18 protein-coding genes are annotated in these 22,132 nt (G+C 73.3%); 13 read left to right on the top strand and 5 right to left on the bottom strand.

Annotated features, from left to right (window positions below):
- Positions 1-56: 56 nt before the first annotated feature.
- Positions 57-2,360, bottom strand: coding sequence for a beta-L-arabinofuranosidase domain-containing protein (locus ACFC1I_RS20360; RefSeq protein ID WP_376013759.1), 2,304 nt, complete (start codon positions 2,358-2,360; stop codon positions 57-59).
- Positions 2,361-2,444: 84 nt separating this feature from the next.
- Between ACFC1I_RS20360 and ACFC1I_RS20355 the strand changes: the two genes are divergently transcribed.
- The 8 genes from ACFC1I_RS20355 to ACFC1I_RS20320 all read left to right on the top strand — a co-directional run bounded on the left by ACFC1I_RS20355 (position 2,445) and on the right by ACFC1I_RS20320 (position 10,960).
- A complete protein-coding gene (locus tag ACFC1I_RS20355) occupies positions 2,445-3,479 on the top strand; it encodes a LacI family DNA-binding transcriptional regulator (RefSeq protein ID WP_376013757.1) in 1,035 nt (344 codons plus the stop codon).
- Positions 3,480-3,589: 110 nt separating this feature from the next.
- The gene (locus ACFC1I_RS20350; RefSeq protein WP_376013755.1) at positions 3,590-4,603 is read left to right on the top strand and encodes a LacI family DNA-binding transcriptional regulator; all 1,014 of its coding nucleotides are present in this window, start codon (positions 3,590-3,592) and stop codon (positions 4,601-4,603) included.
- A 64-nt stretch (positions 4,604-4,667) separates the two neighbouring features.
- Positions 4,668-6,038: a Gfo/Idh/MocA family protein gene (locus ACFC1I_RS20345; RefSeq protein ID WP_376013752.1), complete on the top strand. Its 1,371-nt coding sequence runs from the start codon at positions 4,668-4,670 to the stop codon at positions 6,036-6,038.
- Positions 6,035-7,000, top strand: a complete 966-nt coding sequence (locus ACFC1I_RS20340) for an NAD-dependent epimerase/dehydratase family protein (protein ID WP_376013750.1) — start codon at positions 6,035-6,037, stop codon at positions 6,998-7,000. The genes ACFC1I_RS20345 and ACFC1I_RS20340 overlap by 4 nt, the downstream gene beginning before the upstream one ends.
- A complete protein-coding gene (locus tag ACFC1I_RS20335; RefSeq protein WP_376013747.1) occupies positions 6,997-7,896 on the top strand; it encodes a 5-dehydro-4-deoxyglucarate dehydratase in 900 nt (299 codons plus the stop codon). Before ACFC1I_RS20340 ends, ACFC1I_RS20335 begins: the two co-directional genes overlap by 4 nt.
- Complete coding sequence (locus tag ACFC1I_RS20330) at positions 7,893-9,014, top strand: mandelate racemase/muconate lactonizing enzyme family protein (RefSeq protein WP_376013744.1); 1,122 nt, start codon at positions 7,893-7,895, stop codon at positions 9,012-9,014. Before ACFC1I_RS20335 ends, ACFC1I_RS20330 begins: the two co-directional genes overlap by 4 nt.
- Before the next feature lie 21 nt (positions 9,015-9,035).
- Positions 9,036-10,484 carry an aldehyde dehydrogenase (NADP(+)) gene (locus ACFC1I_RS20325; RefSeq protein WP_376013742.1) on the top strand — a complete coding sequence of 483 codons (1,449 nt, stop codon included), beginning with the start codon at positions 9,036-9,038 and terminating at the stop codon, positions 10,482-10,484.
- 140 nt (positions 10,485-10,624) lie between these two features.
- The gene (locus ACFC1I_RS20320) at positions 10,625-10,960 is read left to right on the top strand and encodes a response regulator (RefSeq protein WP_376013740.1); all 336 of its coding nucleotides are present in this window, start codon (positions 10,625-10,627) and stop codon (positions 10,958-10,960) included.
- A 15-nt stretch (positions 10,961-10,975) separates the two neighbouring features.
- On the opposite strand, the gene ACFC1I_RS20315 is transcribed toward ACFC1I_RS20320, so the two are convergent.
- The gene (locus ACFC1I_RS20315) at positions 10,976-12,103 is read right to left on the bottom strand and encodes a glycerate kinase (protein ID WP_376013737.1); all 1,128 of its coding nucleotides are present in this window, start codon (positions 12,101-12,103) and stop codon (positions 10,976-10,978) included.
- An 86-nt stretch (positions 12,104-12,189) separates the two neighbouring features.
- Between ACFC1I_RS20315 and ACFC1I_RS20310 the strand changes: the two genes are divergently transcribed.
- A complete protein-coding gene (locus ACFC1I_RS20310) occupies positions 12,190-12,882 on the top strand; it encodes a ThuA domain-containing protein (protein WP_376013735.1) in 693 nt (230 codons plus the stop codon).
- Between the two features lie 97 nt (positions 12,883-12,979).
- Positions 12,980-13,957, top strand: coding sequence for a UDP-glucose 4-epimerase GalE (gene galE / locus ACFC1I_RS20305; RefSeq protein ID WP_376013733.1), 978 nt, complete (start codon positions 12,980-12,982; stop codon positions 13,955-13,957).
- A gap of 185 nt (positions 13,958-14,142) precedes the next feature.
- Here galE and ACFC1I_RS20300 read toward each other — a convergent pair whose 3' ends face one another.
- A complete protein-coding gene (locus tag ACFC1I_RS20300) occupies positions 14,143-15,114 on the bottom strand; it encodes a LacI family DNA-binding transcriptional regulator (RefSeq protein WP_376013785.1) in 972 nt (323 codons plus the stop codon).
- A 121-nt stretch (positions 15,115-15,235) separates the two neighbouring features.
- On the opposite strand from ACFC1I_RS20300, the gene galT reads away from it, so the two are divergent.
- Together galT and galK are read left to right on the top strand one after the other, a co-directional pair.
- On the top strand, positions 15,236-16,435 hold the full coding sequence (gene galT, locus ACFC1I_RS20295; protein ID WP_376013730.1) for a galactose-1-phosphate uridylyltransferase: 1,200 nt from the start codon (positions 15,236-15,238) through the stop codon (positions 16,433-16,435).
- Entirely contained in the window at positions 16,432-17,622 is a 1,191-nt protein-coding gene (galK, locus tag ACFC1I_RS20290) for a galactokinase (RefSeq protein ID WP_376013727.1), read from the top strand. Before galT ends, galK begins: the two co-directional genes overlap by 4 nt.
- An 81-nt stretch (positions 17,623-17,703) precedes the next feature.
- Here the strand turns inward: galK and ACFC1I_RS20285 are convergent, their stop codons facing one another.
- Positions 17,704-18,612 carry a DUF4190 domain-containing protein gene (locus ACFC1I_RS20285; RefSeq protein ID WP_376013726.1) on the bottom strand — a complete coding sequence of 303 codons (909 nt, stop codon included), beginning with the start codon at positions 18,610-18,612 and terminating at the stop codon, positions 17,704-17,706.
- Between the two features lie 207 nt (positions 18,613-18,819).
- Between ACFC1I_RS20285 and ACFC1I_RS20280 the strand changes: the two genes are divergently transcribed.
- The gene (locus ACFC1I_RS20280) at positions 18,820-19,662 is read left to right on the top strand and encodes an alpha/beta fold hydrolase (RefSeq protein WP_376013723.1); all 843 of its coding nucleotides are present in this window, start codon (positions 18,820-18,822) and stop codon (positions 19,660-19,662) included.
- A gap of 175 nt (positions 19,663-19,837) precedes the next feature.
- Here the strand turns inward: ACFC1I_RS20280 and ACFC1I_RS20275 are convergent, their stop codons facing one another.
- Positions 19,838-22,120, bottom strand: a complete 2,283-nt coding sequence (locus ACFC1I_RS20275) for a glycoside hydrolase family 3 C-terminal domain-containing protein (protein ID WP_376013720.1) — start codon at positions 22,118-22,120, stop codon at positions 19,838-19,840.
- Positions 22,121-22,132: the final 12 nt, after the last annotated feature.

The following is a 22,132-nucleotide window of genomic DNA, read 5'->3' as shown; positions in this document are numbered from 1 at the left end:
CGCCCGTGGGGTTCTTGGCCCCCACGGGCGCTTCGTCGTTCCTGGGCCCGCGGGGCTCAGCGGTCGGAGGCGGCGGCGAGGAGGCGCACCTCGCGCAGGCGCGGCGTCGCGGCACCCGCCGCTTCGAGGCGCACAGCGAGTTCGACCGCGCCGGTCGCTGCGCCCAGCGGCACCTCGCGCGTCGCGTCACCCGAACCCGCAGGCACCGCCTCGTCGAACACCACGGACTCCCCCACCGTGAGCCGCAGGTGCGCGTCTTCGTCGCCGCCCAGCCACGACACGCGCAGCGTCTCGGCCGTGCCGCTCCAGTCGCGCAGGATCACCGTGATCGCCCCGCGCGTGCGGCGCCAGCGGGCGTCTGTCCGCACGCCGACCTCCTCGTCGGACGCGGTCAGGCCGTGGTCGGACTCGGGCTGCTGTTCGCCGAACGCCACGACGTCGCGGGTGCGGGCCTCGAGCCCGAGTGACGCGGCGTCGATCCGCTCGAGCTCGGCGCGACGGCCGGCGACGGAGTCCGCCCCGGCATCGTCGGCGACCGGCCACGACAGCGTGTACCGCGCATCGTGGATGCCGGCGAAGGCCTCGAGCTCGACCGCGCCGCCGTCGGCCGTGGGCACGCGCACCCGGCCGGCGCCGAGCCGCACCGCGTGCGCGAGCGCGTCGGGGGCGAGCACGGGGGTCTCGGCGAGAGCGCGGAGCGGCCCGACGGCGATGTGCCCCATGCGCGCCCCCGTGCCGCGGTACGCGACGTCGTCGTCGTCGTCGGGGAGCCGCTCGGCCAGCACCTCGGGGCCGTCGACGATCCAGGCCCACGCCGACCCGTCGGCGGGACGCTCGAACCGCAGCCGGCGCGGGAGCGTCACGGTCACGACGGACGATCCGGCACCGAGCGCGATCATCGCGCGCGTGCCCGCGGCTGCGGTGGCGGCATCCGTCTCCGCCGCTCCCTCGATGACGACGGCCGCGTCGCCGTCGACCCAGTCCGGGACGAGCACGGCCAGGCGCACGGGCCGGGCCGCGCGCACCTCGATCGTGGCGCGGAGGCAGGACGGGTCGGTGGTGTCCGCGTCGACCGTGACCTCGACGCCGCCGAGCGCGGCGCGCGACGGCACGAGGGCGTTGACGCGGACCTCGTCGCCGTCGACCGCGTACACGAGCGCACCGTGACGCGCCTGCGCCTCGAAGCCCGATCCCATGCAGCACCAGAAGCCTTCTGCCTCAGGCGAGTAGACGCGGTAGTGCGCGGGTCGCTGCGGCGTGAAGTACACGAGTCCGCCGTGGCCGGGGTGCTGCGCGGAGCGCAGGTGGTTCGCCCGCGCGCGCTCGGCCCACAGCAGGTAGGCGTCGTCGCCGGTGAGCTGGTGCAGTTCGGCGGCGAGCTTGACCATGTTGTGCGTGTTGCAGGTCTCGGGGCCCTCGCGCGCGATGAACATGCTCGCGAAGTCCTGAGGGAAGTGCTCGCGCACGCTGTCGCCGCCGATCGCGGCACTGCGGTGCCGCGCGACGCGGTCGAAGAACACGCGCGCCGCGGCGCCCTCGCGCGCCTCGATGTCGGGCAGCAGCTCGGGGGCGAGCGTGCGCGCCGCACGCTCGATGGTCGCGAAGCCCACGGCCACCGGGATCTGCGTGTTGGCGTGCAGCCCGTCGAGCTCGTCGCGGCCGGCGGCCAGCGGCTCCACGAGCCCGCGCCGCGCGAAGCGGCGCGCGAGGCGCAGGTACGCGGCATCCTGCAGCACCAGCGCCAGTCGCGCGAAGGCCTCGGTCATGCCGCCGAACTCGCACTCGAGGACGCGCTCGAACGCCTCGTCGTCGAGCGCACCGGTCACCCGCAGCCACCACGCGCCAAGCTGCTCGAGTGCCTCGCGCGCGGTGGCGTCTCCCATGAGCTCGACGGCGTCGACGAGCCCGGCGAGGATCTTGTGCAGGTTGTACAGCGGCACCCAGCGCCCGTTGAGGTGGAACGCGCCGGCCTCGACGCGCCCCGCGCGCAGTTCGTCCCACAGCGCCTCGCCGTCGGGCACGCCGCCGACGTAACCCGATCCGGTCGCGAGCTGACATTCACGGATGCTGCGCACCAGCGTCCGCACGAGCGCCGCCGCGTCGGCGTCCCCCGACGCCGCCAGCGTGCTCGCGGCCGACAGGACGTGGCCGGCGGTGTGGCCGTCGAGGCCGTCGGACTCCCACCCGCCGTAGTTCTCGGCCCGCGCGGGCAGCCCCGCCTCACGGCGGAACGGCGCCAGAAGGCGCTCGGGATCGATCCGTCGGAGCGTCGCGCTGACGGTGCGCTGCGCCTCGAGATCGGCGCCGGCGAGGCGGACGTCCGCGGCAGCGGCGAACTGCGGCTCTGCAGTGCGGGGCATGTCGTTCCTCAACTGGGGAAAAGGATTGGGAAATCGCTTCCCAATCTATCGCCGGAACCGGACGCAGGCTCTAGACTCTGGCCTGTGAGCGACATCATCGCGCCTGCCCGAGGCGCCGCCACCCTTCACGATGTCGCGCGCGAGGCCGGGGTCTCGCTCGCGACCGCGTCACGGGTGCTCAACGGCTCGACGCGCAAGGTGGCCGAGAGCTACCGCGAGCGCGTCGAGGCCGCCGCCGAGAAGCTCGGCTACACGGCCAATCTCTCCGCCCAGGCCACCGCGCGAGGCACCGCCGCCATCGTCGCACTCCTGGTCGCCGACATCGCCGACCCCTATTTCGGCCAGCTCGCCTCCGGCGTCGCGCGCGGCGCCGACGAGGCCGGCCTGGTCGTGACGATCGCGATCACCGAGCGCGATCCGCAGCGCGAGGTCAAACTCGTGCGGGCCCTGCGCGGCCAGCGCCCGCGCGGGCTCATCCTCGCGGCCTCCCGCGTCGAAGGCCCCGACGCCGTGGGGCTCCAGGGCGAGCTCGAGGCGTTCTCGGGCATGGGCGGTCGCGTCGTCGTCGTCGGCCCGGGCGGCGGCAGCGCCCGGTCGGTCGCCGTCGACAACCGCGGCGGCGCGGCGTCGCTCGGCACCGAACTCGCGCGCCTCGGCTATCGCGATGCCATCGTGCTCGCGGCGGCCGAGGGCATCCGCACCTCCGACGACCGCCTCGACGGATTCACCGAGGGCTTCACCGCCGCGGGCGGCACCGTGCGCGACGTCCGGCGCGCCGGCTTCACGCGCGACGCCGGCTACGCGGCGGCGTCCGAGCTGCTGCAGGGCGACGTGCCCGCGGGCACGCTGATCTTCGGCATCAGCGACGTGGTCGCGATCGGCATCATGTCGGCGGTGCGCGACGCCGGACGCCAGGTCGGCGCCGACATCGCGGTCGCCGGCTTCGACGACATCGCCACGGGCCGCGACATCCGTCCCGGTCTCACGACGGTGCGCGTCCCGCTCGAGGATCTGGGCTACCGCGCCCTGCACGCCGCCACCGACCCGGAGTGGGATGCCGCCGAGCCGCAGCTCCCACTCGAGGTCATCGTGCGGGGCAGCACGCCGCCGCGCGGCTGAGGAGCGTGCGCCGCTCCCGCGACTCGCGGGAAGCCCCGCCGCGCGCGGTGGCGGAACGGGGAAACGCTTCCGGGTAGGCTGAGCGCGCCGAGACCCAGGGAGACACACGGATGCCTCGACCGCCCCGCGCCGACCGCTCGACGCGCGTCACCATCGCCGACGTCGCCGCACGGGCAGGCGTGTCGCTGTCGACGGTGTCCCGCGCGCTGAACGGCAACCCCACGGTCGACCCCGCTCTCGCCGAGCGCGTGAAGGACGCCGCCGCCGAGCTCGACTACACCGCGAGCCCCGTCGCCCGCAGCCTGGTGCTCGGTCGCACGCAGACGGTCGCGGTCATCGTGCCCGACCTCGGCAACCCGACGTTCCAGGCGATCCTCCGCGGACTCAGCCGCGCGGCCGCGGCCGACGACTACCACGTGCTCGTCGCGGACTCGGCGGAATCCGTCGAAGAGGAGCGGGTGCTCGCTGGCACCACTCGCCGGCGCACCGACGGCGTCATCCTCTGCGCGCCGCGCCTGCCGCAGGACGAGCTCGACCGTCTCGTCGGCGGCCTGCGGCCCGTCGTGCTCATCAACCGCGCCGCCGGCGACGTGCCGTACGTGCGCGCGGACTACCGCACCGCCCTCGCCGCCGAGCTCACCCACCTTCACGACCTCGGGCACCGGCGCATCGTCTTCCTCGCCGGGGCGCCGGGCAGCGTCGCCAACACCGCGCGCCTCGAGGCGATCGCGTCGTTCGTCGCCGAGCACCCCGACACCGAGGTGTCCGAGATCCCGTGCGGCGTCGACTTCGAGGCCGGCGCCGCCGCAGGTGCGGCCGTGCGCGCGTCGGGCGCGACGGCCGCCCTCGCCTTCAACGACCTCGTGGCGATGGGCCTCCTGAGCGCCGTGCAGGCGGATGGATGCCGCGTTCCCGAAGACCTCTCGATCGTGGGGTTCGACGACATCCCGTTCGCGCGGTACACGACTCCGCCGCTGACGACCGCGGCCGTGCCCGCGACGGACCTCGGCGCCCAGGCCTGGGCGCGCATGCGCGAGCTGCTCGACGGCGCCGAGCCGCAGCATCCGTCCACCGTCCTTCCCGAGCTGACCGTCCGCGGAACGACCGGGCCCGCCCCCGCCTGAGCCAGGGAGGAACGTTCTCTGCGACCTCGTGCTACGCTGAGAAAACGTTTCCTGAAGGAGTGAGATGAGCCACCGCCGGTACGCCCTCGTCGGTGCGGGACACCGCGCCCAGATGTACGTCGACGCGATCGTCGGGCGCTACTCCGACGATGCCGCCCTGGTCGCGATCTGCGAGCCGAACCCGGTGCGCGCGCAGTACTACGTCGACCGTGTCGTCGAGGCCGGCTTCGCCGCTCCCGCGGTGTACGGCCCCGACGATCTCGAGACGATGATCCGCGAGCAGCAGGTGGAGCGCGTGGTCATCTGCGCCCGCGACGACCTGCACGCGCCGCTCATCGTGCGGGCGCTCGACGCCGGCGCCGACGTCGTGGTCGAGAAGCCGCTCACGATCGACGGCCCGAGTGCGGCGGCGATCGAGGATGCGATCGACCGCACCGGCCGCGAGGTCGTCATCACCTTCAACTACCGCTACTCGCCGCGGAACTCCGCGCTGCGCCAGGTCATCCAGGACGGCACGATCGGCGAGGTCACCTCGGTGGACTTCTCGTGGGTGCTCGACACCAAGCACGGCGCCGACTACTTCCGCCGCTGGCACCGCGAGAAGGTGCACTCGGGCGGGCTGCTCGTGCACAAGGCGAGCCACCACTTCGACCTCGTGAACTGGTGGATCCGGTCCGTCCCGCGCCGCGTGTACGCCTCGGGTGCGCTGCGGTTCTACGGCGCCGACAACGCCGCCGCGCGCGGTCTCGGCGAGCGCCCCGCCCGCGGCACCCACGACGGCGGCGACGCCTTCGAGCTGGACCTGCGCTCGGACGAGCGCCTCGCCGCGCTGTACCTCGGCGCCGAGCAGCACGACGGCTACCTCCGCGACCGCGACGTGTTCGGCGAGGGCATCACCATCGAAGACAACCTGGCTCTCGTCGTCGACTACGCCTCGGGTGCGACCCTCTCGTATTCGCTGAACGCCCACTCGCCGTGGGAGGGGTACCGGGTCGCCGTCAACGGCACGCTCGGCCGCGCCGAGCTCGAGGTCGTCGAGCGCGGGGCCGTGCTCGCCGATGAGGGCCTGCACCCGGTGCTCGACCCGTCGGCCGTCGACGCCGGCTCCTCCACCGGGTCGCTGCGCCCCGAGGGTGAGCGGCTCATCGTGCAGCGCCACTGGGAGGCCGCCTACGAGGTGCCGCTCGAGGGCAACAGCGACGGGCACGGCGGCGGCGACGCCCTGCTCCTGGCCGACGTCTTCGAGGGCGCCGGCGACGACCCGCTCGCCCGCCCCGCCGACTGGCGCGACGGCGTCCGCTCCATCGCGGTCGGCATCGCGGGCAACCGGTCGCTCGAGACCGGGCTGCCGATGAAGGTCGCGGACCTCGGCATCCGCTTCCTCCAGGACGACGCGGCGCGCAACGCGGCGAGCGCCGGGGCCGTCCGGTCATGACGCGCATCGCCGTCACCGGCGGCGCGGGCCGGCTGGGCCGCACGCTCGTCGCCGGACTCGCCGCCGCGGGCCACGAGCTGGTCTCGCTCGACCGCGCCGTGTCGGACGCCGCGGAGCTGCAGGGCCTCGAGCAGATCGCCGTGGATCTGACGGATACGGATGCTGCGGCCCGCGCGATCGCCGGAACCCGGGCCGACGCCCTCATCCATCTCGCGGCGATCGCGGTGCCGTTCAGCGCCCCCGAAGACGTCATCCTGCGGACCAACGCGACGATGGCACTGGGCGTGATGTCCGCCGGCGTGGCCGCCGGCATCCCGAAGATCGTGACGGCATCGAGTCCCACGGTCCTCGGCTACAACTCGCCGACGGGCTGGCTCCCCGATCGGTTCCCGCTCGACGAGCAGACGGCGCCGCAGCCCTGGAACGCGTACGCGCTGTCGAAGCACCTCGCCGAGCAGACGATCGCGATGCTCGCACGCCAGACCGGCGACGCCACCCGGTTCGCGGCGTTCCGTCCGTGCTACGTCATCGCGCCCGAAGAGTGGCAGGGCGCGCCGACCCAGCAGGGGCACACGGTGCGCGAGCGTCTGGCCGACCCCGCACTGTCGGCCCCGGCCCTCTTCAACTACGTCGACGCGCGCGACGTCGCGACGTTCATCGACACGCTGCTCGTCGCCCTGCCCGAGATCCCCAACGCCGAGGTGTTCTTCGTCGGCGCCGACGACGCGCTCGCGCGCCGGCCGCTCGCCGAGCTGCTGCCGCAGTTCGTACCCGGCACCGACCAGCTCGCGGCCGAGCTCACCGGCACGGCACCGGCATTCTCGAACGCCAAGGCGCGGCGTGTGCTGGGCTGGCGTCCCGCCCACTCGTGGCGCGCCGAGCTCGGCGAGCCCACGCGCACCGATGCGACCGCCGCCCCCTCCACCCCGACCGACTCCGCGCGAAAGGACGTGCTGGCGTGAACTTCGACGGCATCCTCTTCTTCCCCGTCACCCCCTTCGACACCGACGGCCGCGTCGACGAGTCGCTGCTGCGGCAGCACCTCGAGACGACGCTCGCGCACTCCCCCGGCGGCGTCTTCCCGGCGTGCGGCACGGGCGAGTTCCACGCCCTCTCGACCGACGAGGCGACGCGCGTCGTGCGGATCGCGACCGAGACCGTCGCCGGCCGCGTTCCCGTCGTGGCCGGAACCGGGGGTCCGCTCGGGCACGCGACGACGCTCGCGCGGTCGGCGGCCGACGCCGGCGCCGACGCGCTGCTCGTGCTGCCGCCGTACCTCGTCGGCGGTCCGCAGGCGGGACTCGTGGCCTACGTCGAGGCGGTGGCCGCAGCATCCGATCTTCCCGTCGTCATCTATCACCGCGGCACGGCACAGTACTCCGTCGATTCGGTGCGGCAGCTCGCGCAGAACCCGAAGGTCGTCGGATTCAAGGACGGCGTCGGCGACGTCGGCCTCGCGCAGCAGATCGTGCGTGCTGTCGCGACGGAGGGGCGCGAGGACTTCGCGTTCTTCAACGGGCTGCTCACCGCCGAGCTCACGCAGGGGGCGTACCGCGGCATCGGCATCCCGCTGTACTCGTCGGCCGCATTCGCGATGATCCCCGAGGTCGCGAACGCGTACTACCGCGCGTACGTCGACGGCGACGAAGAGCGCCGCGCCGCGCTGCTCGACGGCTTCTACTCGCCGCTCGTGCGGCTGCGCGACGAGACCCCCGGCTTCGGCGTCTCGCTCATCAAGACAGGCCTGCGCCTGGGCGGCCTGCCCGTCGGATCGGTGCGCGCTCCGCTCGTAGACCCGACACCGGCTCAGGAGGCGCGTCTCGCCGAGATCCTCGAGGCCGGGCGAGCACTGCTGTGACCGCCGGCGCGAGCTCGCCGGGGTCGTCCGGCACCACCGTCGCGTCGTTCGACGCGCGCCTCGTGCGCGTGCCGCTGACCCGGCCGTGGGCGGCCGACGTGACCTCGGTCGGTGTCGTCGCGACGCACGTGGTGCGCTCGGACGGCGCCGAGGGCTGGGGCTTCTCGTGGACGCCGCAGATCGGCGCCGAGGCGGTGCACGCGCTGCTCGCGCACGACATCGCCGCGTGGACCGTCGGCCGCTCGGCCGAGCCCGGCGAGGGATGGCTGCCGCTCTGGCAGCACCTGCATGAGGCGGGTGGCGGCGGGATCACCACGATCGCGATGGCCGGGCTCGACCTGGCCCTCTGGGATGCCGCGGCCCGCGCCGACGGGAAGTCGGTGCCGCAGTGGCTCGGCCCGCAGCGTTCCGCCGTGCGTGCCTACGGCTCGGGCGTGAACCTGCACTACCCGCTCGACGAGCTGGTGGCCCAGGCGCGCCGCTGGGTGGACGCCGGCTTCGACGCCGTGAAGGTGAAGGTCGGCAAGCCCGACGTCGCCGAAGACCTCGACCGTATGAAGGCGGTGCGCGAAGTGCTCGGGCCCGACCGCGCGCTCATGATCGATGCGAACCAGCGCTGGGATCTGCCCCGGGCGACGACGAACCTCGAGGTGCTCGCCGCGGTCGCGCCCGCCTGGATCGAGGAACCCCTCCGCGCCGACGACCTGTACGGCCACTTCGAGCTCTCGAAGCGCCTGAAGGCGTCGAGCGGCATCCCGATCGCGGTCGGCGAGAACCTGCACAACGTCTACCGGTTCGACGACTTCCTGCGTACCGGCGCGGCGCAGATCGTGCAGCCGAACATCGTGCGCGTCGGCGGGATCACGCCGTTCCTCGGCATCGCCGCGATCGCCGGCGTGTACGGCGCCGCCGTGCACCCCCACCTGCTGCCCGAGCTCTCGGGCCAGCTCGCCCTGTGCCTGCGCGCCGTGCCGGGCGTCCCCGAGCCGCTCGTCGAAGACGTCGAAGACGCCGCCTTCGGCGAGCTCCACGCCCTGCAGGATCCGTCGCCGGTGCGTATCGCCGACGGCGTCCTCACCGAGACCCCGCACGCCGGCCTCGGCCTCCGCTTCGCCTGATCCGTTCGAGAGGACCCCGACATGAGCACCACCCCCACTGAACTCGACGTCCTCGCGAAGGCCGCGGCGGCGGCCGCACCGATCTGGCGGGCGACGGATGCTGCGACCCGCGCGTCGTGGCTGCGCGCGGCGGCCGACGCGCTCGATGCGCACATCGACGAGCTCGTCGCGATCGCCGACGAGGAGACGCGCCTCGGCGAAACGCGCCTGCGCGGCGAGGTCGGACGCACCACCGGACAGCTGCGGCTGTTCGCGACCGTCGTCGAGGAGGGCTCGTACCTCGAGCTCACGGTCGACGACGCCGACGCATCGGCGACCCCGCCCCGGCCGGAGCTGCGCCGCGTGCTCACCGGCGTCGGGCCTGTCGCGGTCTTCTCGGCCTCGAACTTCCCGTTCGCGTTCTCGGTCGCGGGCGGCGACACCGCGTCGGCACTCGCGGCCGGCAACTCGGTCATCGTGAAGGCGCACTCGGGCCACCCGCGCCTCTCCGAGCGCACGGCCGCGATCGTCGCCGCGGCCCTCGTCGAAGCCGGCGCCCCCGAGGGCTCCCTCGCGCTCGTCGAAGGTCGCGAGGCGGGCAACGCGCTGGTGCAGCATCCGTCCATCCAGGCCGCGGGGTTCACCGGATCGCTCGGCGGTGGGCGCGCGCTGTTCGACCTCGCGTCGGGCCGCCCCGACCCGATCCCGTTCTACGGTGAGCTCGGCTCGGTGAACCCTGTCGTGATCACGCCGGCCGCCATCGCGGCGCGCGGCGAGGCGCTCGCACAGGGACTCGTCGGCTCGTTCACGCTCGGCGTCGGCCAGTTCTGCACCAAGCCCGGCGTCGTGTTCGTGCCCGAGGGCGCGGGCTTCGAGGACCTCGTCGCGGGCTTCGCGACCGGCGCCGCGGGCGGGCCGCTCCTCACCGACCGCATCACGGCGGCCTTCCCGTCGGGCATCGAGCACCTCGAGGCCGATCCGTCGGTGTCGGTGGTCGCCCAGGGTCTGGCCGCCGAGGCCGGGTCGGCGCAGCCGATCGTGCTGTCGACGGATGCCGCGGCCGTCGCCCTGCGCCCCGAGACGCTGCTCGAGGAGTGCTTCGGGCCCGTCACGCTGCTGGTGCGCTACTCGTCGGACGCGGAGCTGCACGCCGCGCTCGAAGCGGTGCCCGGGTCGCTCACCGCCACGCTGCACTCCGAGCCGGGCGACGACGTCGAGGCGGTCATCGAGGTGCTGACCCGCAAGGCCGGCCGCGTGCTCTTCGCCGGATGGCCGACCGGCGTCGCGGTGACCTGGTCGCAGCACCACGGCGGCCCGTGGCCCGCGACGACATCGCTGCACACGTCGGTCGGCGCGACGGCGATCCGCCGGTTCCTCCGGCCCGTCGTGTTCCAGGACGCCCCCGAGGCCCTGCTGCCCGAGGTGCTGCGCGACGCCGCGCTCGCGACGCTCCCGCACCGCCGCAACGGGGTGCTGCGCACCGGGCGCTGAGGCACCCAGCGTCCGCGGCTCCTCCCCAGGAGGCCTCCCGGCTGGGCTTTCCGCAGAGCGCTCCATCCGTGAGTCGCACGTCGTTCGGGCGGCATAGAGTCCTGCTGACACGCGCGGCGTCGCCGGGCAGAATGGGGGCCATGGTCGTGACACCGGATGTGATCGGCGTGATCATCGCCGCCTTCGGCGCCGCGGCGACGGTGCTCGCCGGGGTCGCGGGCCTCGGGACGCGCCTCATGGCGCGGATCGATGCTCGGTTCGAGCAGGTCGACGCCCGATTCGACAGGGTCGACGACCGGTTCGACAGGGTCGACGCCCGGTTCGAGCAGGTCGACGCCCGGTTCGACAAGGTCGACGCCCGCTTCAGAGAGGTCGATGCCGAGTTGAAGGCGCTGAAGGACGAGATCGTCGAGGTGAAGATCTCCGTGGCGCGCCTCGAGGGCCCGGCGCCGCGCCTGATCCGCGCTCCGCGCTGAGCGCCCTCGGACTCCTCAGCCTCGGGCGAGCGCGACCGCCAGCCGCGCCCCGGCCTCTTCGAGCCACCGCGCCGTGTCTGCCATCGCGGCTTCGCTAGAGCCCGCGAGCTCGGTGAGCGAGGCCGTCGCGGCGAAGCCCGAGACATCGGCATCCGTCGCGATCCGCCCCGCGACCAGCGCCACCGGCACCCCGGCGGCCGCAGCCACGGACCCGACGTGCGCGGGCACCTTGCCCGCGGCCGACTGACCGTCGTACGAGCCTTCGCCGGTGAGGACGATGGATGCTGCGGCCACCGCCGCGTCGAGTCCCACCAGCTCGGCGACCGCCGCCGAGCCGGGCACGAGCCGCGCGCCCCACGCGAGCAGGCCGAACCCCGTGCCCCCGGCGGCGCCGGCGCCCGGCGTCTCAGGGTCGGCGTCGACCAGGGCCGCGAGCCGCGCGAGACGCGCGTCCAGCCCGGGGATGTCTTCCGGCAAGGCCCCCTTCTGCGGGCCGAACACCGCCGCCGCCCCGCGGGGTCCGAGGAGCGGGTTCGTCACATCGCTCAGCACCGTCACGCCGCCGGCCGGGAGGGGCGCGAGCCCCGACAGGTCGGCCGTCGCCAGCGAGTCGAGACCACGTGCACCGGCGGCGATCGGCCGAGCCGCAGCATCCGTGAATCGCGCTCCGAGGGCCGTGAGCATGCCGGTGCCGCCGTCCGTCGACGAGCTCGAGCCGATCCCCAGAACGAGCCGCGAGACCCCGTGCGCGAGAGCCGCGGCCATCGCCTCGCCGAAGCCTCGGGTGTGCGCGTCGAGCGCGCGCAGGCGCGGCGGGGTGCCGAGTAGTTCGATGCCGCTCGTGTTCGCGAGCTCGACGACGGCGGTGCCGTCCGGGGCGTCGGGAGTCGGCGGCAGCAGCACCCACGACGCGTCGACGGGCTCGTCCTCGGGCCCGGTCACCGTCACGGGCATGCGCGCCGCGCCCGGCACCGCGGCCGCGAACGCGTCGACGGTGCCCTCGCCGCCGTCGGCCATCGGCATCAGCCGCACGTCGCTGCCGGGGCGCACGCGGCGCCACCCGGCGGCGAGCGCCTCGGCGGCGGCCGCCGCACCGATCGTGCCCTTGAACGAATCGGGGGCGATCACGACGGTGTGGGCCATGGCGTCATTCTCCTCGGACGTGCGCGGTCGCGGCGTCTTCAGCCCGATCCTCGCCGGAAAGCGTTATCCTCCAGATCATGGTATCCATGGAGCGACCGGAAGCCGAGCGCATTGCGCCCCGTGCGGTGATCGCGACCGGCACCGGCCGGTACGCCGACCCGTGGCATCCGTTCCCCGCCACGTCCGTCCGCATCGCCGACGCCCTCCGCGCCGACGACTGGCAGGTCACCGTCGACGACGACGTCGACCACGCGCTCGCGCACCTCGACGGCGTCGACCTGCTCGTCGTGAACGCCGGCGACCCGTGGCGCGAAGGCGGGACCGAGCTCGGGCGCGGCGCCGACCCCGCCGCCGACGCCGGCCTGCGCGCCGCGATCGCGCGGGGCATCGGGCTCGTGGCGATCCACGCCGCGCTCTCGAGCCTGCGCGACCACCCGGCGTGGCGTGCGGCGATCGGCGGCGAATGGCAGCCCGGAGTCTCGTGGCATCCTCCCATCGGCGACGCGCGGGTACGGGTCGTCGACGGCGATCACCCCGTGAGCGGACGGATGCTGCACCTCGACGTCTTCGACGAGCGCTACAGCGGTCTCGTGGTCGACGCCGGCGCGCGTGTGCTCGCGGTGCACGACGTCGACGGCGCCGTGCATCCCGCGGTGTGGGTGCGGGAGCAGCCGACCCGTGCCGTCGTGTGCTCGCTCGGCCACGACGAGCGCTCGTACGACTCCCCCGCACACGTCGAGCTGCTGCAGCGCGCGGCGCGCTGGGCGGCGCGGGTCTGACCCCGCCCGCGGACGCCCGGGACGAGGCATCCGTCCGACCGGGCAGAATGGAGGCGGCGCCGCTCGGCGTCTCCGCCCCCCCTGAATCCGGAGTGACATGTCCTGGCTCGTGACCGGAGGCGCCGGCTACATCGGCGCCCACATCGTCCGTGCGCTCGCAGACGCGGGCCTGAACTCCGTCGTGATCGACGACCTCTCGAGCGGGCATGCGTCGTTCGTGCCCGAGGGCGTGCCGTTCGTGCAGGGCTCGATCCTCGACAGCGAGCTCGTCGAGCGCACCCTCCGCGAGCACGAGGTCGTGGGCGTCATCCACCTCGCGGGCTTCAAGTACGCGGGCGTCTCGGTGCAGCGCCCGCTCCACACCTACGCGCAGAACGTCGAGGGCACGCGCGTGCTCCTCGCCGCGATGCACGCAGCCGAGGTCGCGAACCTCGTGTTCTCGTCGTCGGCCGCCGTCTACGGCACCCCCGACGTGCCCCTCGTGACCGAGGACCTGCCCAAGCGCCCCGCGTCACCGTACGGCGAGTCGAAGCTCATCGGCGAGTGGATCATCCGTGACCAGGCGATCGCGACGGCCGCCTCGGCCCACGCCCTCCGGTACACCGCGCTGCGCTACTTCAACGTCGTCGGCTCTGGCGACCCGTCGGTCTACGACAGCAGCCCGCACAACCTCTTCCCCCTCGTGTTCGAGGCGCTGCTCGCGGGCAGGACGCCGCGCATCAACGGCGACGACTACGACACCCCTGATGGCACGAACGTGCGCGACTACGTGCACGTGGCCGACATCGCGGCGGCGCACGTCGCCGCAGCGAAGCGCCTGCTCGCGAACCAGCCGATCGAGCCCGCCTACAACCTCGGCTCGCAGAACGGGCTGAGCGTGCGCGAGATCATGAACGCGATGGCCCGCGTGACGGGCATCGACTTCACGCCCGACATCGCACCTCGCCGCCCCGGCGACCCCGACCGCATCGTCGCCACCGGCGAGCTGGCCGCGCGCGACCTCGACTGGAAGAACCGCCACACCGTGGACGAGATGGTCCGCACCGGGTGGGAGGCCCGCCAGGCCGCGCGCTGACCGCGCGCAGCAGCCGCACTCCTCGGCCCGACCCGACCCGGAACGCCGCGCAGGTCGCTCATCTCCGGCCATTTGCGTCGGGTCGGCGGTGCGCGGGGCCGCGCTGCGCCTGCGAGCCGACGCGTGTGGCCGCGCGACGCGCCCGAGGGCGACCGAACGCGTCGGGTCGACGTCGCCTCAGTTGTTCAGCGGGCGCGTGCGGTGCTCTCGCGCACCACGAGTCGCGTCGGCACGGTCTCGAACCCTGCGGGCGCGCCGCCCTCGATCCCCTCGATCAGCGCGGCCACGGCACGGGCGCCGAGGGCATCGAAGTCCTGCCGCACCGTGGTGAGCGGCGGTCGGTAGTCTGCGGCATCCGCCACGTCGTCGAAGCCGACCACGCTCACGTCGCCCGGCACCGCGCGGCCGGCCGCGGCCACGGCGCGCAGCGCCCCCAGCGCCATCTGGTCGTTGGCGGCGAACACCGCGGTCGCGCCTGCTTCGAGAAGAGTGGATGCTGCGGCGAAACCCGATGCGGAGGTCCAGTCTCCGCGCGCCACCGGCGGCACCGCCGCGCCGGCTGCCGTCAGCGCGTCGCGCCAGCCGCGCTCGCGCTCGGCCGCGGCGAAGGAGACCTCCGGACCGGCGAGGTGATGGACCGTGGTGTGCCCGAGCGCCAGCAGGTGATCGACGGCCGACCTCGCGCCGCCGGCATGGTCGGTCTCGACCACGCTGAAGCGTGCGTCGCGCGGGGAGTCGACGACCACGAGCCGGAGCCCCGCGGCACCGACCTCGGCGCCGCGCACCCGGGCTGTGGCCTCGTTCAGCACGATGGCCCCGTCCACGCCCTGCTCGGCCAGCCGCTCGAACGCCGCAGCGACGTCGCCGTCGGCGCCGAGCGTGACGACCGTGAGGGCATAGCCGCGGGTGGCCGCAGCATCCGCCACCGCCTGCAGCATGCGGGAGTTCCCCACCGAGGCGAGCGTCGACACCACGAGCCCGATGGTCTGCGTGCGCCCGGTGCGCAGGGCCCGGGCCGCGCGATGCGGACGGTAGCCGAGCTCGGTCATCGCCGCCTCGACACGGGCGCGGGTGTCGGGGTCGACGCGGGGGCTGGCGTTCACCACGCGCGACACGGTCTGGCCCGAGACGCCCGCGCGCTCCGCGACGTCCGCCATCGACACGCGTCTCGCAACCACGACTGCCTGCTCTCTGGCTCGATGAGCCGCTGGTCCCTGCCGAACTCCACGGATCCCGTCCGTGTTGACGCTAACATAGCTGAGTTGGTACCGTGTTGACGTGAACACACCTGAGTTCGGCAACCCGGTCGTCGCGACCGGCACGCAGGAGACCCTCGGCGCCGGCGTCGTCAAGCGCCCCACCCGCCTCGCCGACGGCCGCGAGCTGATCTACTACGACGACCCGGGAACGACCCTCGGCCCCGACCGTGCGGTCGACGCGCGCGACCTCGCCGACCGGCCCGAGACGGCGACCATGCGCCGCGACGTGCTGACCGGCGACTGGGTGTCGATCGCCGCGGCCCGTCAGAACCGGGCGTTCCTGCCGCCGGCGCACCTCGACCCGCTTTCGCCGCAGACGCCGACGAATCCGTCCGAGATCCCCTCGCTCTACGACGTGGCCGTCTTCGAGAACAAGTCGCCGTCGTTCGGTCCCGCTCTCGCGGCCGCCGTGGGCGACGCCCCGGCCGGTGTCGATGCCCCGCGCGACCTCGACGACCTCGTCGCGCCCGGTCTCGGCCGCACCCGCACGAGCGTGGGCCGCTGCGAGGTCGTGTGCTTCAGCCCCGAGCACTCGGGATCGTTCGGGTCGCTGTCGGCGACCCGCGCCCGCACCGTGATCGAGGCGTGGGCCGACCGCACGGCCGCACTCTCGGCGCTGCCCGGCATCGAGCAGGTCTTCCCGTTCGAGAACCGCGGCGAGGCGATCGGCGTCACGCTCCCCCACCCGCACGGGCAGATCTACGCGTACCCGTACATCGCCCCGCGCACGACGAGCCTGCTCGCCTCGATCGACCGCGAGGGGCCCGACCTGTTCGCGCGCATCCTCGAGTTCGAGCGCGCCGGCGACCGCGTGATCCTCGAGGGCGAGCACTGGACGGCGTTCGTGCCCTTCGCGGCGCGCTGGCCGATCGAGATCCACCTGCTGCCGCACCGCCACGTCGCGGACTTCGCCGAGACGACGGATGCCGAGCGCGACGAGCTCGCCCCGCTCTACCTGCGGCTCCTCCGCGGCGTCGACGCGATGTACGACTCGCCAACGCCGTACATCGCGGCCTGGCACCAGGCGCCTGTGCACCGCGGCCGCGACACCGCGCGCCTGCACCTGCAGCTCACGTCGCCGCGCCGCGCGGCCGACAAGCTCAAGTTCCTCGCCGGATCCGAGGCCGCCATGGGCGCCTGGATCGGCGACATCCCCCCTGAGACGGCCGCGGCGAAGCTGCGCGAGGCCGTCGCATCCATCCCCGAGGAGACCCTGTGACCGCCACCGACATCCGCACCGCCGCCATCGCGCGCGCCCTGTTCGCCGCCCGGTTCGGCGCCGACGCGGTGGGCACGTGGTCCGCTCCGGGACGGGTCAACCTCATCGGCGAGCACACCGACTACAACGACGGCTTCGTGCTGCCCTTCGCGATCCAGCACCGCACCCACGTCGCGCTCGCTCCGCGCACGGACGGCCGCATCCGCGTCGTCTCGACGTTCGACGAGGGAAGCGTCGAGGTCGCCCTCGACGAGCTCGACGCGCTCTTCCCCGACCGGCGCGACGAGGTCCCGGAATGGGCCCGCTACCCCCTGGGCGTCGCATGGGCGCTGCTCGCAGCATCCGGAACCGATCCCTCCACCGTCACCGGTGTCGACCTCGCGTTCGCGTCCGACGTGCCGGTCGGCGCGGGCCTGTCGTCGTCGGCCGCGATCGAGGGGGCGACCGCCGTCGCCCTCGCCGACACGTGGGACATCGACCCCGACCGCGTCGCGCTGGCGAAGGTCGGCCGCCGCGCCGAGAACGAGGCTGTGGGCGCGCCCACGGGAATCATGGACCAGATGGCGGCGCTCCTCGGCCGCGCCGACGCGGCGATCTTCCTCGACTGCCGCTCGCTCGAGGCGCAGGTCATCGATCTCGGGTTCGCTGGTGCGGGTCTGGAGCTCGTCGTCATCGACACCGGCGTGAAGCACTCCCACGCCACCGGCGGCTACGGCGAGCGTCGCGCCGCGTGCGAGCGGGGTGCCGCCGCCCTCGGGGTTCCCGCACTGCGCGACGTGAGCGTCGACGACCTGCCCCGCCTCGCAGAGCTCGTGGACGACGTCACCTTCCGCCGAGTGCGCCACGTCGTCACCGAGAACCAGCGCGTGCTCGACACCGTGCGCACGCTCCGCGCGCAGGGGCCGACGGCGATCGGCGACCTCCTGGTCGCGTCGCACGCGTCGATGCGCGACGACTTCGAGATCTCGGTCCCCGAGCTCGACACGGCGGTCGAGGCCGCGCTCGCGGCGGGCGCCGTCGGCGCCCGCATGACCGGCGGCGGCTTCGGCGGTGCCGCGATCGCGCTGGTCGCCCACGACCAGGTGCAGGCCGTGACGGATGCCGCGACCACCGCGTTCGAGGCCGCCGGCTTCGCAGCCCCGACGATCTTCACGGTGTCTCCGTCGGTGGGCGCCGCGCGCGACTGAGCTCGCCGCGTCTCGCAGAGGGTGGATCTCCGCGCGCTCGACGCGGAGATCCACCCTTTCGCAGTTTCCGGGTCCGAGGGATCAGGGGAGAGCGGGCAGCGCCTCGAACTGCCGGAGCATCAGAGTGAGCACCTCCTCCGTCGTGCCGTCGTCCCACTCGGTGGTGGCGGAGCCGGCGACGGTCACCCACGCCTTGATGTGACTGAGCGCTCCGAGTCCGGTGAACTCGGGGCAGACCGCTTCGCCGGATTCCGCCGCGATCCACGCGGTCGTCGCGTAGCCCTCCCACGTCGACTGCTGGGCGTCGTCGACGAGGATCAGGGCGCTGCACGGCCCCGTGTTCTCATCGAACTGCTGCACCTCGCCGTACACCACGTAGGTCTGGCCCTGTGCGGCCACCGGGTCGGCGACGATCGCGGCGAAGCCGGCGTCATCGAGCGTGGCGAAGTCCGTGGCTGCCGCAGGCGCGGGATCCACCGGTTCGTCATCTTCCGCTGCGGCCGCGGGCGCCTCCTCCCGGACGGCGTCGCTCAGCGCCTCATCCTCCATCGCGAGGGAGTAGCTCCGCCAGAACGCCTCGCTGAAAGCCTGCGGCTGCAGGGCGATGATGACGACGATCGTGGTCGTGACGAGGGACGTCATGAAACCCCACCCGCCCAGAGCGATCCCCGGGATCGCGAGGGCCTTGCGCTGGCGTCGCCGAAGCGCGGCGATCCCGAACCCGATCGCGAGCGCTCCGAGAATGAGGCCGACGATCGGAACCCATCCGAGCACGAAGGCGACGACGCCGAGGATGAGCGCGACGAGGGCGAGGTTCTTCGCGGGCGGCGGCGGCGCGGCCGGGTTGATCGCTCCGGGAGGCATCGCGGTGGATGCGGGCGCGGAGTCGACCGGCTCCGCGAGCGGTGCGGTGGACGAGGGAAGGGGCGGCACGGACGTCTCGAGGGGCTCGGGCGCCCCTCCGTCGACGTGCTCGGACGTAGTGGACATCCCGTCAGTATCGGATGTCGCGGATACCGAAATCCGGTTATCCACAGCGCGGGGTGCCGACGTTCATCCGGCGGCGGCAGCTGCCCCTCCTGAACGCGATGTGAACGCTCGTGACGCGCGCGGGCAAGACACTGGCGGGGATGGATGCTGCGGCCTAGCGTCGAACGGAGGGTCGCGGCATCCGTCCACGATCCGGAAGGAGCGATCGTGGCGTACATCACCGTCGGGACCGAGAACTCGGTGGACATCGACCTCTACTACACCGACCAGGGTCCGTCGGATGGCCAGCCGGTCGTGCTCATCCACGGCTTTCCGCTGAACGGCGAGTCGTGGGGCAAGCAGCAGGCTGCGCTGCTCGACGCCGGCTATCGCGTGATCGCCTACGACCGCCGCGGGTTCGGGCAGTCGAGCAAGGTCGGCTCGGGGTTCGACTACGACACGTTCGCCGGCGACCTGCACGCGCTCATCGAGGACCTCGACCTCCACGACGCGGTGCTCGTGGGCTTCTCGATGGGCACCGGCGAGATCGCCCGCTACCTGTCGCGCTACGGCAGCGCCCGGGTGGCGAAGGCGGCGTTTCTCGGGTCGCTCGAGCCGTTCCTGCTGATCACCGACGACAACCCCGACGGCGCGGGCCCGCAGGAGTTCTTCGACGGCATCGCCCAGTCGGTGCGCGACGACCGCTACGCCTTCATCGCCGGGTTCTACAAGGACTTCTACAACCTCGACGACACGCTCGGCTCGCGCATCTCGCAGGAGGCGGTCGACGCGAGCATCCAGGTGGCCACCTACGCAGGCAACACCGCGTTGGCCGCGGCGCCGCTGACCTGGCCGACGGACTTCCGCGCCGACATCCCCGCCGTCGACGTGCCCACGCTCATCCTGCACGGCACCGCCGACAACATCCTGCCGATCGACAAGACGGCCCGCCGCTTCAAGGAGCTGCTCCCCGACGCCACGTACGTCGAGATCGAGGGCGCCCCGCACGGCCTCCTCTGGACCCACGGCGCCGAGGTCAACGAGGCGCTGCTGGCCTTCCTCAACTCCTGACCCCTCGCCCCGCCCCGCCCCGGCCCGCCCCGCGAAAGTACAGCTGGTCGCCGAGAGGTAGGGAAGCAACCACCCTTTCGTCCACCAGATGTACTCTCGCGGAAGAGACGGGACGACGGATGCCTCGGCACCGCGCCCTCGAAGGGCTCGGCGCCGAGGCATCCGGTCGTGCAGATCAGTCCTGCCGCGGGGCGTTCGCCATCGCGAGGAGGCCGTCGATCATCTCGGGGCCGGCGGCGGCGCCGTCACCGGCGAGCGCGCCCATCATGCCGATGCGGCCGATCGGGAACGACTCCATCATCTTGGACATGTCGACGCCTTCCGGCATGATCGACGCCGCGCTGTCGCCGAGGCCGCCCATCATCTGCGCGATCGCGGCCTGCACCACCGGACCCGCCACCGGGTGGCTCAGCACCTCGCCCATCGACGACGTGCGCGACAGCGGCAGCGTGAGGACGTCGCCCTCGACAGCCACGGCGACGGACGAGCGGATGTCGCGGCTCGACGCCGCGACGTCGACGGTGTACTCGCCGCCCTCGACGACCCAGCGGTCGGCGCGGATGTCCCAGTACGCGAGGTCCTTGCGGCGCACCGTGAGCGTCACGACCTGGGTCTCGCCCGGCTCGAGTGCGACCGACGCGAACGCCTTCAGCTCGCGCGGTGCGCGCTGCACCGACGATCCGCTCAGCGACGTGTAGACCTGGACGACCTCACGGCCCGCGCGGTCGCCGGTGTTCGTGACGGCGACGGTCACCTCGACGTCGCCGTTCGCGTCGACCTGAGCCGCAGCATCCGCGTACGAGAACGACGTGTACGACAGGCCGTGGCCGAACGGGAACGCGACCTCGAGGCGGCGCGCGTCGTACCAGCGGTAGCCGACGAAGAGACCCTCGCCGTAACGGGTGTGCGAGAACTCGCCCGGGAAGTCGAGGAACGCGGGGGTGTCCTCGAGGCGCGCCGGGATCGTCTCGGTGAGCTTTGCCGACGGGTTGACGACGCCGAACAGCACGTCGGCCGTCGCACCGCCGCCGGCCTGGCCGAGCAGCCAGCCCTCGAGGATCGCCGGCACGCGCTCGGCGAACGGCAGCGCGACGACGCCGCCGTTCGACAGGACCACGACGGTCTTCGGGTTCGCCGCGAGCACCGCGTCGACGAGTGCGAGCTGGGCGGCGGGCAGGTCGATGTCGTCGCGGTCGTAGCCCTCCGACTCCAGACGGGCGGGAAGGCCCAGGAACACCACGGCGACCTCAGCGACGGATGCTGCGGCCACAGCCTCGTCGCGAAGGGCCGAGGCCTCGTCGTCCGAGACCTCGAGCGCGTTGCTGAAGCCCTGCGCGTACGCGACGTCGCCGGCGGCGAGTGCGCGGATCCCGTCGAGCGCGGTGTCGAGGCGCGTCGGGTTGATCATCGACGAACCCGCGCCCTGGTACCGAGGCGCCGCGGCGAACTCGCCGATGACCGCGAGCTTCGCGTCCTTCGCGAGCGGCAGCACGCCGCCGTCGTTCTTGAGCAGCACGATCGAGCGGCCGGCGGCCTCGCGGGCGAGGGCGTGGTGGGCGTCGACGTCGAGCGGTCCTGCGACGGCTCCGGCACCTTCGGTCGCCTTGCGCACGAGGTCGAGCACACGGCCGGCCGCGACATCCACCACCGACTCGTCGAGCGAGCCGTCCCGCACTGCCGCGACGATCTGCGCGTCCGTGACGCCGTTCGACGACGGCATCTCGAGATCCATGCCTGCGGCGAGGCCCGGCACGCGCTCGTTGACGGCACCCCAGTCGGAGACGACGAGGCCCTCGAAGCCCCACTCGTCGCGCAGCACCCGGGTCAGCAGCCACGGGTCCTCCGACGCGTACACGCCGTTGATGCGGTTGTACGAGCACATGACTGTCCAGGGCTGGGCGTCCTCGACGACGCGCTGGAACCCGCGCAGGTAGATCTCGCGGAGCGGCCGCGGGTCGACGTCGGACGAGGACCGCATGCGGTCGTTCTCCTGGTTGTTGGCCGCGAAGTGCTTGAGCGAGGTGCCGACGCCCTTCGACTGGATGCCCTGGACGATCGCGGCGCCGAGGACGCCCGACACGATCGGGTCCTCCGAGAGGTACTCGAAGTTGCGGCCGCACAACGGCGAGCGCTTGATGTTGATGCCGGGCCCGAGCAGCACCGCGACGTTCTCGATCGAGGTCTCGGTGCCGAGGGCCTCACCGACGCGGTGGATGAGGTCGACGTCCCACGACGAGCCGAGACCGACCGCGGGCGGGAAGCAGGTGGCGGGCACACTGTCGCCGATGCCGAGGTGGTCGCCGCCCTCGCGCTGCTTGCGCAGGCCGTGCGGACCGTCGGTCACCATGACCGCGGGCACGCCCACGCGGTCGACCGGCGTGGTGTGCCAGAAGCTCGCGCCGCTGGTGAGCGATGCCTTCTCTTCGAGGGTGAGTTCCGTGACATCGGGGATGCTCATGGAGTTCCTTTC

The organism is Microbacterium sp. NPDC056044, assembly GCF_042267145.1.
Classification (GTDB): Bacteria; Actinomycetota; Actinomycetes; order Actinomycetales; family Microbacteriaceae; genus Microbacterium.
This window is presented reverse-complemented; position numbering and strand designations above follow the sequence as displayed.